The 15,112-nt window shown below is 70.8% G+C and carries 9 protein-coding genes; 6 read left to right on the top strand and 3 right to left on the bottom strand.

The window, feature by feature from the left end; genetic code table 11:
• Both ABT295_RS01005 and ABT295_RS01010 read left to right on the top strand, forming a co-directional pair.
• The gene (locus ABT295_RS01005) at positions 1 to 1,023 is read left to right on the top strand and encodes an aldo/keto reductase (RefSeq protein ID WP_352392562.1); all 1,023 of its coding nucleotides are present in this window, start codon (positions 1 to 3) and stop codon (positions 1,021 to 1,023) included.
• 42 nt (positions 1,024 to 1,065) lie between these two features.
• Positions 1,066 to 1,848 carry an alpha/beta fold hydrolase gene (locus ABT295_RS01010; protein WP_352392563.1) on the top strand — a complete coding sequence of 261 codons (783 nt, stop codon included), beginning with the start codon at positions 1,066 to 1,068 and terminating at the stop codon, positions 1,846 to 1,848.
• Positions 1,849 to 1,880: 32 nt separating this feature from the next.
• On the opposite strand, the gene ABT295_RS01015 is transcribed toward ABT295_RS01010, so the two are convergent.
• From ABT295_RS01015 to ABT295_RS01025, 3 genes are all read right to left on the bottom strand, one after another.
• On the bottom strand, positions 1,881 to 6,830 hold the full coding sequence (locus ABT295_RS01015) for a hypothetical protein (protein ID WP_352392564.1): 4,950 nt from the start codon (positions 6,828 to 6,830) through the stop codon (positions 1,881 to 1,883).
• A gap of 9 nt (positions 6,831 to 6,839) precedes the next feature.
• Positions 6,840 to 10,232: a hypothetical protein gene (locus ABT295_RS01020; RefSeq protein WP_352392565.1), complete on the bottom strand. Its 3,393-nt coding sequence runs from the start codon at positions 10,230 to 10,232 to the stop codon at positions 6,840 to 6,842.
• A gap of 118 nt (positions 10,233 to 10,350) precedes the next feature.
• Positions 10,351 to 11,265: a tyrosine-type recombinase/integrase gene (locus tag ABT295_RS01025; RefSeq protein WP_352392566.1), complete on the bottom strand. Its 915-nt coding sequence runs from the start codon at positions 11,263 to 11,265 to the stop codon at positions 10,351 to 10,353.
• A gap of 207 nt (positions 11,266 to 11,472) precedes the next feature.
• On the opposite strand from ABT295_RS01025, the gene ABT295_RS01030 reads away from it, so the two are divergent.
• The 4 genes from ABT295_RS01030 to ABT295_RS01045 all read left to right on the top strand — a co-directional run bounded on the left by ABT295_RS01030 (position 11,473) and on the right by ABT295_RS01045 (position 14,945).
• Positions 11,473 to 11,805 carry a TfoX/Sxy family protein gene (locus tag ABT295_RS01030; protein ID WP_352392567.1) on the top strand — a complete coding sequence of 111 codons (333 nt, stop codon included), beginning with the start codon at positions 11,473 to 11,475 and terminating at the stop codon, positions 11,803 to 11,805.
• A gap of 227 nt (positions 11,806 to 12,032) precedes the next feature.
• On the top strand, positions 12,033 to 12,470 hold the full coding sequence (locus tag ABT295_RS01035) for a hypothetical protein (protein ID WP_352392568.1): 438 nt from the start codon (positions 12,033 to 12,035) through the stop codon (positions 12,468 to 12,470).
• A 399-nt stretch (positions 12,471 to 12,869) separates the two neighbouring features.
• A complete protein-coding gene (locus ABT295_RS01040; protein WP_352392569.1) occupies positions 12,870 to 13,385 on the top strand; it encodes a nitroreductase family protein in 516 nt (171 codons plus the stop codon).
• A gap of 315 nt (positions 13,386 to 13,700) precedes the next feature.
• Positions 13,701 to 14,945, top strand: a complete 1,245-nt coding sequence (locus ABT295_RS01045) for a hypothetical protein (RefSeq protein ID WP_352392570.1) — start codon at positions 13,701 to 13,703, stop codon at positions 14,943 to 14,945.
• The last annotated feature ends 167 nt before the right edge of the window (positions 14,946 to 15,112 follow it).

Below are 15,112 nucleotides of genomic sequence, written 5' to 3' on the forward strand. Positions count from 1 at the left end.
ATGCGATACACGACTCTCGGCAGCAGCGGCACGATCGTCTCCACCCAGTGCCTCGGCACGATGACCTTCGGGGCGGAGGCCGACGAGGCGACGTCCGGCACGATCCTCGAGGCCTTCGCGGAGGCAGGAGGGACGTTCATCGACACGGCGGACGTCTACAGCAACGGAGTCTCCGAGGAGATCACCGGCCGGTGGCTGAAGGCCCACCCCGAGGACGCCGCGCAGATGGTCGTGGCGACGAAGGGCCGCTTCCCGATGGGCAAGGGGCACAACGACGTCGGTCTCTCGCGACGCCACCTCCGCCAGGCGCTCGACGCGTCGCTGACCCGGCTCGGGGTCGAGCACATCGACCTCTACCAGATGCACGCGTGGGACGCCGTCACGCCGATCGAGGAGACGCTGCGCTTCCTCGACGATGCCGTCACCGCCGGCAAGATCGGCTACTACGGCTTCTCGAACTACCTCGGCTACCAGGTGACCAAGGCCGTGCACACGGCGCGTGAGCACGGGTGGACGTCGCCCGTGACGCTGCAGCCGCAGTACAACCTCCTCGTGCGCGGCATCGAGCACGAGGTCGTGCCGGCCTGCCTCGACGGCGGACTCGGCCTGCTGCCCTGGTCGCCGCTCGCCGGCGGATGGCTCACCGGCAAGTACCAGCGCGACACCACCCCGACCGGAGCCTCGCGCCTCGGTGAGGACCCGGAGCGCGGGATGGAGGCCTACGGGCCCCGGAACTCGGACGAGCGCACGTGGGCGGTCATCGACGCCGTGGCCGAGGTCGCGAAGGAGCAAGGCGTCAGCTCTGCGGCGGTCGCCCTCGCGTGGGTCGCTGCGCAGCCGGCGGTGACCTCGGTGATCCTCGGTGCCCGCACGGTCGAGCAGCTGACCGACAACCTCGCCGCCGCCGACCTCGACCTGACGGCGGAGCAGCTCGCCCACCTCACGGAGGTCAGCAGCCCGCGCACCGACGACTACCCCTACGGCGCCGCCGGTGTGGCCCAGCGCCACCGCGCCATCGGGTGATCGCGCGGTGGCGCAGTGGCGGCGTGAGGTAGCGTCACGCGGATGACTCTCCATCACGTTCGACGTGGAAGCGGCAGGCCGCTGGTGCTCGTGCACGGTCTGGGTGCGGGCTGGCGGTCGTGGGCCCCCGTCATCGACCGCCTCGCAGACAGTCGGGAGGTCATCGCCCTCGACCTGCCGGGATTCGGTGAGACGCCACCGTTGGCCGGCGAGGTCTCCATCGCGTCCCTGACCGACTCCGTCGCGGAGTTCCTCCGTGAACAGGGTCTGGACGGGGTCTCGACGACCGGGCAGTCGATGGGCGGGCGGATCGTCCTCGAGCTCGCTCGCCGAGGGGTCGGCGGCGACACCGTCGCGCTCGACCCGGGCGGCTTCTGGAACGACCGGGAGCAGGCGGTGTTCTCCGCCACGTTGCGCCCGTCCATCGCCCTGGTGCGAGCGATGCGCGGCGCGTTGCCCTCGCTGCTCGGCACGCGCGTGGGCCGGACGGCGCTGCTGGCCCAGCTGTCCGCACGACCGTGGGCCCTCGCGCGCGAGACCGTCCTGCCCGATGTGCTCGGGCTGGCTGATGCGCCCTCGACGGGTGCGGCCATGGATGCCCTGACCAAGGGACCGAAGCAGCAGGGCGCCCCTGCGGGCACCGTGCCGGGCCGGGTCACGATCGGGTGGGGGAGGCGTGACCTGGTGACGCTGCCCAGCCAGGCTGCACGTGCGACCGAGCTGTTCCCCGACGCCGTGCTGCACTGGTTCGAGCGGTGCGGCCACTTCCCGCAGTGGGACGCGCCCGACGAGGCCGTCCGCCTCATCCTCGAGAACACCGACTGAGACCCCGCCCCAGAGCGCGCCGGTAGGCGATCTCAGAGCGCGATCGTGTCGGCGTAGACCAGCCGCGGCAGCCGGATCGGCTGGGCGTTCTGGTCCTGGGTCTCGGGGTCGTCGGCGTCGAGCAGCTCGTGCTCCTCGACGAGCATCCGCCACTGCGTCGAGGTGCCGGGTGTCCCCACCGGTGGCACGCCGGCGGCGTCCCCCGCCTCTGTGCCCGGTTCGGCCGGCAGCAACAGGCTGCCCGTCCACGTCGCCCGGAGGCTCGTCTGGTCGAGCGCGACGGCCTGGATGCGCCGAGAGGTCGTCGTCTGCCAGTCGAGGTCGCCGGCACCGGAATCCCTGTGCTGCAACGAGATCGTCACCGTGCGCGACTCCTGCAACCGCGCGGCGAGCATCGCGGCGTCGCCGGTCGGGCTGTCCGCGGTGAGGTCCTCGCCGGGCAGGATGCCCCCGGAGCGGCTCCGTCGCAGGAACGCGACGGTGCCGGTGAGGGTCGCCTGCACCTCGCGGCCGTCGCGCCGACTCACGGTGAGCCAGCGGGTCGGCAGCGGCTGCACCCACGAGGTCAGCGCGGTGGGTGACAGCTCGCAGGTCGGGAGCGACCTCGGCTGCCACCGGGCGACCGCGAGGCGGATGAACGGCCACAGCGACGGGCCGTCCTCGAGCGCGACGTCGACGAACCAGCGCTTGGCGGCCGTGTCGTACTCGGGCTGGTAGCCGAAGACGCGCGCGGACGGGATGCCCTGGACGTCGAGGAGCGGCACGGCGTCGGCGGCGGCGACGGGACGCGCCGGCTCCGGGTCCCGCGGCGCGACACCCTGGGCCAGGACGTCGAGCAGCAGGTCGTGCAGGCGGAGCAGCGGTGGGTGCGTCGCCGCGACGAACCCGCCGACCTGCCCTCCCAGCAGGATCGGGTCGGCGCCCCAGAGGCTGGTCGCCGCGTCGGGGGCCTGGACCGCCTTGAGCCGCTGCTGCCCGGGGTTGTCGGGGTCGGGCTCGAACGGGTCGAACACCAGGACCGCCAGCAGCTCACCGTCACCGGAGGAGAACCACGGCCGGTCCAGCCAGATCCGGACTCCGGAGCGGCGCACCCGACGCCGCGCGAAGGGCTGCGCGGGCTCGACCTCGTCCTCCCACCGCAGCAGGGGCACCGTGTCGAGCACGGTCGGTGCCGCCGGGCGGGAGCTGCTGAGGATGTCGAGCGTCACCGGCTCGCCGGCCAGCGACGGGTCGTCGTCCGCGGGAACGTCTGCGGCGTCGAAGAACTCGCGGTAGCGCGTCGTGCCGCTCGGCACGTACGTCACGCGTCGGTAGTGGGTGTCGGGGAACTTCTCGATCGCGGCGTGCAGGCCGATCGAGCCCTCCGACAGGTCCACCGACGACGTGAGACCGGCCCCGAACGGCAGGAAGTCGACGAGGTAGAGCGCTCCGGCCCGCTCGGTCTCGGCGACGGCGGAGTTCACCACGACGTCGTCCTTGTGCACGGTCACCGGTCCGTCGGCCGTGACGTCGTCGACCTGCTCGTCCCACGAGGCGCGCACGACGAGCCGGTCGGTGCTCGGCCCGTGGACGTCCACCACCGCGCCGAGCGCGGCGATCCCGCGACCCTTGGGCCGCGCGATGACGTGCAGGCCGCGCAGCCGCGGCGGCACGACCGGTGCGGGCACGGCGTGCACGAGCCGCACCTCGGTCGAGGGCGTCAGCCACCAGGTCCACCCCTGCGCCGCCGCCCGCATGAGCACCGCGGAGGCCACGACCTGGTCCTGGTCGACCCCGTCGCCCTCCGGGTCGGCGAGCACGCTGGCCAGCTGCGAGCGCCACATCCCGAAGCGGTCCAGGTCGGCGACGGTGACCGTGCTCGCGAGGGTCGCGCGCACCTGCTCGCCGCGGGGCACGATGACGGTGACGACGTTGCCGGTCACCACCGCGCCGAGCGTGGCCGCCGGGTCGACCGACCGGTCGAGCACGAGCCGCAGCGGCTGCAGCTCGGGCCAGGTGCCGGCATACGGGATCGCGACCGTCTGCAGCACGCGCGGGTCGGGCAGGGTGTGCGGGTTGCCGGCGGCGTAGAAGACGAGGCTGATCCCGCTGGCGTAGGGGTCGGGGAGGTACGGCAGCCGCAGCGCCGCGACGTCGTGCGCGACGTACTGCCCCTCGCCGAGCGCCTTGCCCCGCTCGCCCTCGAGGTCCGCGAGGGTGACGGCCTCGGCGGGATCGGCGCCCGGGCGGCTCAGCAGCTCGATGCCCGGCTGGTCGACGGCGCCGGCGTCAGTCGGGTCGGTGAGACTCGGCGCCCTGCGGTCCAGGAGCGTGCCGCGCTCGGCGAGCGCGACCGGGTAGAGCCGCGACACCTCGCCGGCGTCGGCGCCGAGACCCATTGCGGCGTCGAACTTCCCGGCCGTCTCCGCCTCGACCTGGGTGGCCTTCGGGGGGACGACGTGCCGTTCGGTGGTGGGCTGGTCGTCCGGGTCGGCGCCGCCCCCGGCCAGACCGCTGCGGACGACGAGGCGGGACAGCTGCTCGCCGGTTCCCAGCTCACGCCGCGCCACGAGCGTGGGGTGGGGCACCGGGTCCCAGCGCAGGTAGGGGCGCGGCGTCGTGACGACCGGACGCCGCAGCAGCTCGGTGGGGCCGAGGTCGTCGGGCAGCTCCAGGTCGTCGACGCTCGCGACCTGCGCGAAGCGCTCCGGATCGACGTCCAGCTGCGGGTGGGCGCGCCACGAGTCGTGGGCCGCCAGCAGGATGCGGCTCGCCTCGTCGACCCGGCCCATCGGGTCGGGGGAGCGCGGAGCGTCCGAGGAGGAGAACGGGTCGTTGGCCGCGGACCGTGCGGCCGCGGCGGTGAGCAGGTCGGCGGCGGCTGCGTCGAGCGCGGCGTCACCGGTGCGCAGCTCGACCGGCAGCAGCACCGGCGGCAGCTGGGTCGGCTGGTGCTCCCCGACATCCGTGTCCTCGTCACCCTGCAGGGCAGGGCCGTTCGCGTATGCCGTCGGCGCGGTCAGGTGGGCGAGCACGTCCTCGCGCACCGCGGACACCAGACCCGCGCGGTCGCGTTCGGCGTACCGCGCGCGCAGCCCGGTGAGGTGGTTGCGAGCGGCGTCCAGCACCGGCTGGGGGAGCGGCGGCCGCAGGATCGGGCGGGTCCGCTGGGGCACCGAGTTGCCGGCGAGGTCGACGCCGAGGATCCGGAACGAGTACGACGTGCCGTAGCGGAGGCGCGGCAGCGACCCCGGCTCCACCCGCGTGCGGGTGTGGATGCCCGAGGCCGGCTCGTCGGCCGGGGTGTCGACGACCGCCTCGGTGCGGCCGTCCGGCCCGGGCGGCTCGACGTGGACGACGGTCTTCCCCGGACGTGGGGCGGACAGGCTCCAGCCGTCCCAACCGGCCACGACCTCGTGCAGGTAGTAGGCGGTCGCGTGGGGGTTGCGGTTGAGCGCGGACAGCTGCAGGAAGCCGACGTCGGGCGCGTCGGTGAGGATCGGCACGTCGCCCTCGCCGGTCACCGTGACCCGGCGCTCGTGCAGGCTGTGCCAGGCGTTGCTCGCGTCGTCCCACACCTCGAGCCGGATGCCGCGCACGACGTCGTCGAAGAGCAGGTCCCGCGCCTCGGCCTCGAGCCCCTCGGCCGCGGCGACCCGGGCCCGGGTGGAGTCCACCCGGTTGCGGCGGGCGATCGCGAATCCGTTGGTCCGCAAGGTCGCCGGCGTCGAGGTCTCCGGATCACGGTTCGCCCCGGTGGCGTAGCGCCGCGGCAGGTTGCGCAGGTGCTGGTCGAGCTTGAGGCCGGAGGCGTCCGGGTCGAGGTCGAGCACCCGCCAGTCGTCGTCGCCGAGCGGCAGCGCGCCACCGACCCAGTCGGTCGAGGACTGGTAGGTGAGGACCGGGCCCCTGGCGACGACCGCCGTCCGACGGGGCGGCAGGACGGTGAGGTCGGACCCGTCGGGCGGGGTGACGGTGACGCTGACCCACGTCGCACCGGAGAGCGCGGCGGCGGGGTCGGGGACGTCGAGGACGACGTCGAGCGCGAGCCCGAGCGCCCGCAGCAGCGCCGGCGTGGAGCCGAACGAGCCTGCGCGGCGGTGGAACTCCTGGTCCGGCACTTTCGGTCGGGGGAGCGGTGGCGCGTTCGGGTCCGGTTCCTTGCGCTCGGGGTGCTTCGGCTCGTCCGGGCGCTCGTAGTAGCGGCGGGTGGCGTGCGCGTCGACGAGCAGCTGCAGCTGCGGGTCGGCGGAGAGGTCGGTCCCCACGAGGCCGTCCAGCCGGTCGGTGAGGCGGGTGTCGGCATCGGGGTCGTCGAGCAGGATCTCGATGGCGGACGGCTCGACGGGCGCCTCCTTGAGGTAGTCCGGCAGCGGCGGTCCCTGGTGGTCCGGGTCGCGCCCGCCGTCCCAGTCGGTGAGCGGACCGAGGGTCGTCAGCGCGTCGGCCACCCGGGCGGCGACGACCCGCTGTGCACGGCGGTTGCGGTCGTCCGCGCCGGCGAGCAGGCGGGTGAGCGCGGAGTCCTGGTCGAGGGCGGACAGCCGGCGCAGCATGGAGCCGGCGACCGGGTCCTCGGCCACGTCCGGCCGGCGGGTCGGCGCCGCCGCTGCGCTGGCCAGGTGCAGGTCGACGGCGTGGTCGCTCATCCGGTGGGCCGGGCTGGACCGCCACTCCTGCCCCGACAGGCTCGGCGCCGGGAACCCGTCGACCGCCAGGGACGGGGGGAACGCACTGGTCCAGGCCGGCGCCGACGGCGACGACACGACCTTGAGCGGCAGGTCGGCCCCGCCGAGCGAGGTCTGCAGCGTGAGCGTGCAGCCGGACAGCGTCGTCACCCAGTCCGCCACGGACGGGAAGTCGGCGACGACCGGCATACGGCCGGGGTCGTCCGGCGGCGGGGCGTCCGCGACGAGCTTGTGGGTGAGGAACACGGTGAGGTGGAACGGTGCGTGCTCATCGAGCGAGTACGGCAGGGCCGTTGCCAGCACGGTGGTGGCCATGCGGTCTCCTTAGGCGGGGAGGGGTGCGAAGGCGGCGCAGTACTCGGCCCAGTCGTCCGGGCCCCCGTCGTCGGGCGGCATGATGTCGCGCATCGTCGGGTCGCCCTTCGAGCCGGCCAGCCGTCGCTCCACGACGATCTCGACGGAGGCGGAGAAGAAGAGCACCTCGACCTCGACGACGAGGGACGCCCGGCCGATGAGCTTGCCGCTGTCGAAGTGGTACGTGAGCGACAGCTCCAGCGTGATCGAGGCCGAGATGAGCCCGAGCACGTCCACCTCGCCGCGGATGCGGAAGTATGCCGTCAGCAGGCCCTTGTCCGCCTCGAGCCGGATGTAGAGGCCGACCGCGATCGACACCGACCCGGATGCGACACCGAGGTCGATGGACAGGCTCGCGCAGGCCTCGAGGCCGACCTCCAGCACGACCATGCCCTTGGGGGAGACGCGCAGCTCCACCCACCCGCCGCCGCCGACGCACAGGACGGTGAGCCGGAACGGGGAGTCCTTGCGGCAGAAGTGGAATCCCACGGTGAGCGCGTCCCCGAGGAACGGGATGCGGGCGTCCGCGCCGAGCGAGATGTTCTCCAGGCTGAAGACTCCGACGCCGACGTTCGGCAGCGCCAGGTCGAAGCCCGCTGTCGCGCCCTCCGGCGAGATGTCGACGAAGGGTGGGTCCGAGAACCCGTCGAACGGGATCATCGTGCGCAGCGTGTCGACGAACGACAGCGGCCCGAGGAACGACATGCCGCCGAAGACGACGTCCACCTCGGGCTTGCCGGTGGAGCCGGCGCGGAAGCCGATCCGCTGGAACGACAGCTTCATCAGCCCGGCGTCGCCGTCGCCGATGAGGTTGAGCTCGAAGTCGACGATCTCCGCGAGCACGTCGACCGCCGGCGGCGCGCTCGCCGAGGCCCGCACCTCCACGGCGAGGCGCAGGGACCGCGCGGGGTTGATCGGCTTGAAGATGTTGCTCACCGACCCGCTCGGCGGCCACGACCGGATGACGGGCGCCCACTCCATCCGGGCGGTGACGGTGCCCGAGGAGAGCAGCTGCTCGACGGTGTTCGCCACCTCGACGAGCGACTGCAGCGCGGACGCGGGGCGCTCCAGGGCGGCGCGGACCGAGGCCGGGAAGCCCGGCAGGCCGAGCGCGTCGGTCAGCGGCTGCAGCTGCCCGGCCAGGGCGACCAGGGCGTCGCGCAGGGTGCCGACGTGAGCCGCGTCCGGGGCGCCGGCGAGGGCGAGCACCGCGGTGGCGACGTCGTCGAGCGCGGCCTGCAGCGGCCCGATCCGCGAGTCGATCTCGTCCTTCGCCGCCTGGACGACGGCGCGAGCTCCGTCGTGCGGCGCGTTGCCGAGGTCGGTGCCGAGGCGGGCCTGCGCCGCGTCGAGGGCACTCTTCATCCGGCGCACCTCGTCGGCGACCTTGTCGACCGCTGACAACGCGTCCGAGACGAAGGTTGGCACCTCGCCGAGCCCGGCCTTCTCGAGCAGGGAGACGAGGGGGAACAGTCCGAACAGCTTGGGGAGGGCGCCGGCCAGGAACGACGTCGGGTCGAACTGCCCGGTCGCCAACCCGCCCGCGCCGGTGCCGTCCTCGCCGACGGCGCCGAGCGCCCTGGACAGCCCGCGCACCGCCATGTTGGGGGACAGGAACCCGCCGGAGCGGTCGGAGCCCTTGCTGAAGTCGATCTGCGGCGCCGTGCTGGCCAGGGCCATCACCAGCTCGGCCGGGTTCGGACCGCCGCCCGGAGGCTGGCCGGGCAACCGGGGCGCGAGTCCGGACGTGACGAATGGGGCGGCATACGTGAGGTCGACGGCGGGTGCCTGCGGCGAGAGGTGCCGCATCGACGGGACGACGGCTCGGGCGCGCTGCAGGTGCGGTTGCGTCGTGACCTGCTCGGGGTCGAAGGTCCCCTCGAAGACGAGGTGCGTGACCTCGACCGAGGTGTCGCCCTCGTCCACGGGGGTCGCCATCGCCAGCGCCTGCCCACGGCCCTGGATCTGGTTGATCGGGCCGGTCGGGCTGTTCGTCGTGCGGTAGAGGTTCGCGGCGCCCGGTGCGTCGTTGAAGAAGACCTGGTCATTGTCCTTGTTGGCCGAGACGAAGACGAGCGCGGCGGGGTAGACCGTCGTCTTGCCCGAACGGTCCAGCGCGGTGAGCGTGAACTCGAACGGGCGGCCATCTCGACGAGGGACGAACGGGCTGCCCGATTGGGGCGGCTTGTCGAGATCGGGGGTGACGATGGGGCCGATCCGCACCTCCGTGAACGGGTTGTCGCGGTCGTCGTACGTGCGCACCGGCTGCCGCACGATGATGAAGTCCCGCTGCCACAGGTAGGCCACCGGGTCGTTGCGTTCGTCGACCTTGCGCTCGGTGAGCTTGACCAGGACGCAGCGGTGGCCGAACGGGTAGAGCACGCCGGGGTAGGCCACCCGGACGTAGGAGTCGCGGCCCATCACGGCGATGTGCCGGTAGTCGACGATGGCGAGGGTGGGGTCCTCCCAGGCCGCTCCCCAGTCGAGGAACGCGCCGAGGCTGGAGAGCGCGAGGTGGCGCACCCCGAGCGGGGTGAGGGCGCTGGCGTCCTGCCCGCCGTAGGTCTGCTCGACCAGCGCGCGTCGGTCGAACGGGTTGAGCGACATGGGCTCCAACGGCGCGGGATCGAGCGGGCTGCCGTGCTCGAAGTCGCGGGTCCAGATCGCTCGCACGACGCGTTGCGCCGCCGCTTCGGCCGCGGCCTCGGCGGCGCTGACGTCGTCCGGCTGGTCCGCGGGACGGACGTCCAGCCAGGTGCGCCACAGCTCGACCCGGCCGGTGCCGTCCGGCCCGGTGGGGCCGATCGGCTCGGGGGCGTGCCGCCAGCGGCCGCGTTCGCTGGGCGAGACGACCAGCCGGTACGGCGCCTCGATCGCCGTCTCGTCGTCGTGGGGCGGCTCCGGTCCCAACCCGGTGGCGGCCGGGACCTGGTCGCGGTAGGGGCCAGGGGTCGCGTTCGGGCTCACGCGCAGCGCGAGGGTCTGGACGGCATCCAGCACGCCGGCGAGCGTGAACGGGATCCGGGTGCCCGGCGGCAGCGCGAACGCGAGCCGCGACGGACCAGCGGCCCGGTGCGGCGTGAAGCCCGTCGCCTCGCGAGGTTGCACCTGCCAGGCATGCTCGCCGAGGTGCTGCGGCGGCAGGTGCAGTACGAGGACGGCGGCGGCGCCCGCGACGATCTCGGACCCGCCGTCGCCGGTGGGCTCGAAGGTGCAGTCGCGCGCCTCGAGGCGCAGGTCGACCAGGTCGGCGGTGCGCAGCAGGCGTACGTCGAGCGGCTCGTCCTCGGGACCGCGGGCCCGGTCTCCGACGGGTGTGCCGTCCCGGTCTGTCTGCGCGTGGATGACCTCGGGAGGGTTCATGGGGCGCTCCGGAACTAGAGCAGGACCATCGGAGTCCCGGTGACCCTGCCGAAGAGTTTAGCCGTGGCGAGAAGGCGAGTCAGGGGAATCGACGGATGCGTCGATCGCCCGGGTCGCGTCAGACGCCAGCGACGTAGGCGGTGAGGAAGTGGACGCCGTGACGGTCGAGATTGCCGCGGGCGCGGTCGTAGTGCTCGGTGGTGCGGGGGTCGGCGTGCCGGGCAAGGATCTGCGCGTCGCGGAGGGGGACGCCGGCGTCGAGGGCGTTGGTGATGGCGGCGTGACGCAGCGAGTGCGGGCTGATGTGTCGCGGGATGCCGGCGGTCTTCGCGATGCGCGTGACCATCCGGTAGACGTCGCGCCGGTCGATCGGCTTGCCCGAGAAGGGGCGTAGCACGAGCGGCCCGGACGTGCGTTGGCCGCGACAGGCCTCGAGCGCTCGAAGCACGGGGACGGTCACGGGCATCGTCGCGGGCTTGTTGCCCTTGCCGACCAGGTGCAGGACGCGGTGTCCGCGGAGGGTGTCGGCGTAGTCCTCGATGCGCACCGCGGCTGCTTCGGAGGCGCGCAGGGCGTTGATGCCGAGCAGGTAGGCCAGGGCGCCGTGGTGGACGGTGATGGTCGGGGCGACCTGCAGGAACCGGATCAGCTCTAGACGGTCCAGTCCCTGGGTTCGGGTCTCGTCGCGGTGGATCCTCGGCAGGCGCGCGTAGATGGCTGGGTCCGCGGTGATGAGGCCGTCGATGTGGGCGAAGCGGAAGTAGCCGCGGACGGCGTGCATCATCGTGACGACGGAGGAGTCCATGAGACCCCGCTCGCCGAGGTGACGGATGTAGAGCTCGACGTGTGCTCGCTCGATTCCGAGGAGCGGGTCGAGCCCGCCGATCTCGCACCACGCGAACCACTCCCGCAGCTGGAACGAGTAGAGGGAGTGGGTGCGCCCGGCATAGCGCGCCAGGAAGGACACGGCGGCGAGCTGGGCCCGGGACATGGTCGCGGGCTGGAACGGCAGGAGGGTCGACGGGCCGGACATGAGGTCACCTCGCGCGGCGAACTCTCACTGACCCGGACACGCCCGCCGCTGGCGGCCAGGCGTCTGGACCTGTCGACGCTAGCCCTGCGCCACCGCCGGTCAACACCGCCGCGACGCGGCAGATGGTGATGGCGACGCATGCCCTGGTGGCTATGGGAGAAGGTCGTCGACCTCCGAGCCGGGGGCTGCTGGGGCAGAATGCAGTTCGTGGCCTACGACCGTGATCTTGCCGAGCAGATCCGCAGGCTGACGTCCGGTGTAGACGATGTCAGCGAGCGACAGATGTTCGGAGGCCTGGCGTTCTTGGTGAACGGCAACATGGCGGTGGCTGTCAGCGGCCAGGGCGGCCTGCTGGTGCGGGTCGATCCCGTTGCTGCCGATGCGTGGATCGACGGGGAGCGAGTGACGCCCATGGAGATGCGCGGACGCCCGATGCACGGCTGGCTGCATGTCCTCACCGATCGTGACTCTCACGGCTTGGAGGAGTGGGTTTCACGCGGCATCGACTTCGCACGATCCCTGCCGTCCAAGAGGAAGTGACTGGACCCCCCCAGGGCCGTTGAGGCACGTGCGGGTCGACTTGCGGCGCAAAGAAGCACCCTCTTGGCGCAGCCGTGCGGATGCCCTCGGCCACTTGATGAAGTCCGTGATCTGCCGGATCCGGCCGGTTGGCTTCAGCTGCTGGCGCACCACATCGAGGGGCTTGCACCTATGGTCGACTGAACCAGCAGAACGAGGTCAGGGGGAGGTTGTTGATACGCGTAGCTGTGGTCACGGTGCTAGTGGCGCTTGGTTGTTCGGGGTGCGCCAGCAGTTTCGACATCGCCCAAGATCGCGCCACACGTGAAGTACGACAGAACGCAGAAGCGAACCGCCAGCACATCACCGAGCTCGTGCAGGCCAGCCCCGGAACGGACCAGAAAGCACTGTCGGCCGAACTGGCCGACCAGCTCAAGCCCATGGGTCAGTCATGGTTCGGGCGCAATGGTGTCGACGGGACGGTCCTCCGGCAGCCCGCTGCCTTCTTCGCGAAGGCTGACGAGGCCGGGACGGCCCCGGCACAGGTCTCCGTTCGCCTGTGTGTGGACTACGTCGTCAATGGCACCGGTCAGGTCACCGTTGAGACGATCACGTGTGCGCCGGAGACACCGCGGAGCACGGTACTGACGGGAAGCAGTCAGGTTGACGTCCGTTTCGACGATTGAGGCAGGGCCTGCGCTTCACGACCACGTCCGTCCAAAGAAACCGCCTTCGCGGCGGAGTGGCTTGGCCGCTCTCGCGGCGGAGTGGCATCGCCGACTTGCCGTGGGGTGACCAGGGCGGCGTGCCCATGCCTCCGTCCACTTGATGAGGTCCGTGATCTACCGAACCGCTGATGAAAGGACGTGAACCTACCTGCGCGCAGGAGTCCTGGGGGCGACGAGAGCTGTGACTTGGCGGGTGCGAATCGATAGCGCAGTCCATGCGGCGATGCGCGTCTCATGCCGAGAGAGGCGCTTCCTTGGTCCCAGCGGGGCGTGTCCCTAGCGGCAGGGGCCCGAGGCAGGGGGAGCGGACCATTCGGAGTACTGGCGAGGTAGGGCGACCTGTGGGCAAGATGATGCATGGAGACCTGGGACGCTATTCGGTCCAGACGCGACGTCCGCCAGTTCAGCGACAAACCAATCCCTGACGCCCTCCTCGAGCGTGTCCTGGACGCCGGTCGCCGTGCACCGTCGGCGGGCAACCTCCAACCGTGGGACTTCGTCTTGGTCACTGACCGTGGTCAGCTGCTGACCCTGGCCGGGGTGTGGCAAGGCGCGGGACACATCGCCGGCGCTCAAGCAGCCATCGCGCTGGTCTCGTCCGTACCGAATGACCCCATGCAGCGGTCCGTCCTCGCCTTCGACCTGGGGCAGGCCACGATCCTCATGGCCCTGGCGGCGGCCGACCTCGGCATCGCCACCGCCCACTCCGCCGCTGAAGACCAACAGAAGGCTCGGATCGTCCTTGGGTTCCCCGAGGGTAAGTTCCTCGCGTTCATGCTCTCGCTCGGCTACCCGGCCGACAGACCACTGGCCATCATCCACAAGCCTGACCGGCGACCCTACGCTGACGTCGTGCATCACGGTCGCTGGTGACCGGAAGGGCCGTCTCCGCGCAGTCTTGTGTGGTCACCCAAACGCATAACCGAGCTCACCACCCGCAACCGGAGCCAACCCGAGGGTGAGTCCATTGGTGTGGGGCGTCAAGGCTCATGCCGCGCTCCGCACGGGCACGCCCGCCCGAATAGACAGCCGTCTCGGCGGTGTGACGTGGCCGCTCTCGCGGCGGAAGGACACTGCCGCTTCGCGGCGGTGTGACATGGCCGCTTCGCGGCGGAAGGACGCAAGCCCGATGGACTGCAAGGGCGCCGTAACCCCACCTGGTGCCGTGCAATGAGCGAGGATGCCTTCGTGAGCGAAGCAGCGGACTCTATTGACGCTCGGCGCATTCATGTGACGTCCCCGGCGGCGAGTCCGGCGACGCTCAACGTCGTGATTGGGACCGAGTCGATCACGATCCAACGAGCGGCCTTCACCACGCTGCTGGACAACTCGGTTGCTGGAACTTACGTCGACTACGGCAAGGCGTTAGCGTCTGGAGGGATCAAATTTCCGGCATTGCTGAGGCTGGCAAGGATCGGTGAGATTCCGTACCCGCTGTTCTTTGCAGGCCTGCCCTTCGTCGAGGCGCAGGTCGCATCGAAAACCAAGAAACTTCTCGCGGGTGTCAGCAAGGAGACATTCTCGATTGGATCCCGGGCGCCGGTCGAGCTCCGTGACGTCGAGTTGATTCTCAAAGACCTGATACGCAAACAGGAACTGCTGAAGCGCCACGACAGAACGCTGGAAAAGAACCGAATAGTTGGACTGCTCCGCGTGGAGGGTGTCTCGGTACAAGACGACGCTTCGAGGTTGATGTCCGCAATCGGACTGACGCACGAAGCAATGCGCGCTTGTGGAACGAAGGAGCGGGCCCTGGACTTGATGATTGAGCGCCTTGAATCCAAGCAAGTCCTGGTTTCCCGAAGCGTGCAGCACTACATGCCGCAGCGCCTCAACCACGTGGACTTCAGCGGCATGACTATCCGCGACGCCAAGGTGCCGTACATCTTTCTCGCCGGCGGTGACCATGGCGACCATCAGGAGCCAGTGGGCCGCACGATCTTTACCTTGGCTCTCATGGCAGTCCTCGTTGCTCGCAGGATCTTCTCTCCCGTTACGTGGAACGCCGAGAGCGCGGCCACCGATCTTGGACGTGAGTATGACATCGCGGGCGCGATGCTGATGCCAAAGAGCAGTCTCCGGCGCTACGGCCCCTTCTCGATCGACGAGGTCCTGACTGCATCCAGTGAGTTCAAGGTGACGCCGAGCGCGGTAGTCGTGCGGGCGCTGCGCTTGGGCTTTATCAGCAGCGAGGTCGCAAGGACCCATCTGGCTGAGTTCCGGCAAGCGTTTCTAGAGCGCCCAAAGCGAAGTGGGATGAGCCCTATCCGGGCTGAGAACGCTATCCGCAAGTACGCCGGTAGAGAACTGTCCCGACGCATGATCGATGTCCTAGACTCGGGTGCCATCACCAGCAACGAGTTTTACCGGACGGTATGCCTGAACAAGCTCAGAGACGGTCAACTCGATGATCTTCGGAGAGCGGTCCGGTGAGCGCCTTTGGGACGAGGTACTTGGTAGACACGAACGCGCTCAGCCAACTTCGGCGACCGCGGCGAGACAGTCGATACTTTCGTGCCAATGTGATGATCCCGAGCGAAGTCCTACACGAGGCTAGCGGCTTTCCCGACATAGAGACGTTGAAGCAGATGGAGTACGTC

The organism is Terrabacter sp. NPDC000476, assembly GCF_040300125.1.
Classification (GTDB): domain Bacteria; phylum Actinomycetota; class Actinomycetes; order Actinomycetales; family Dermatophilaceae; genus Terrabacter.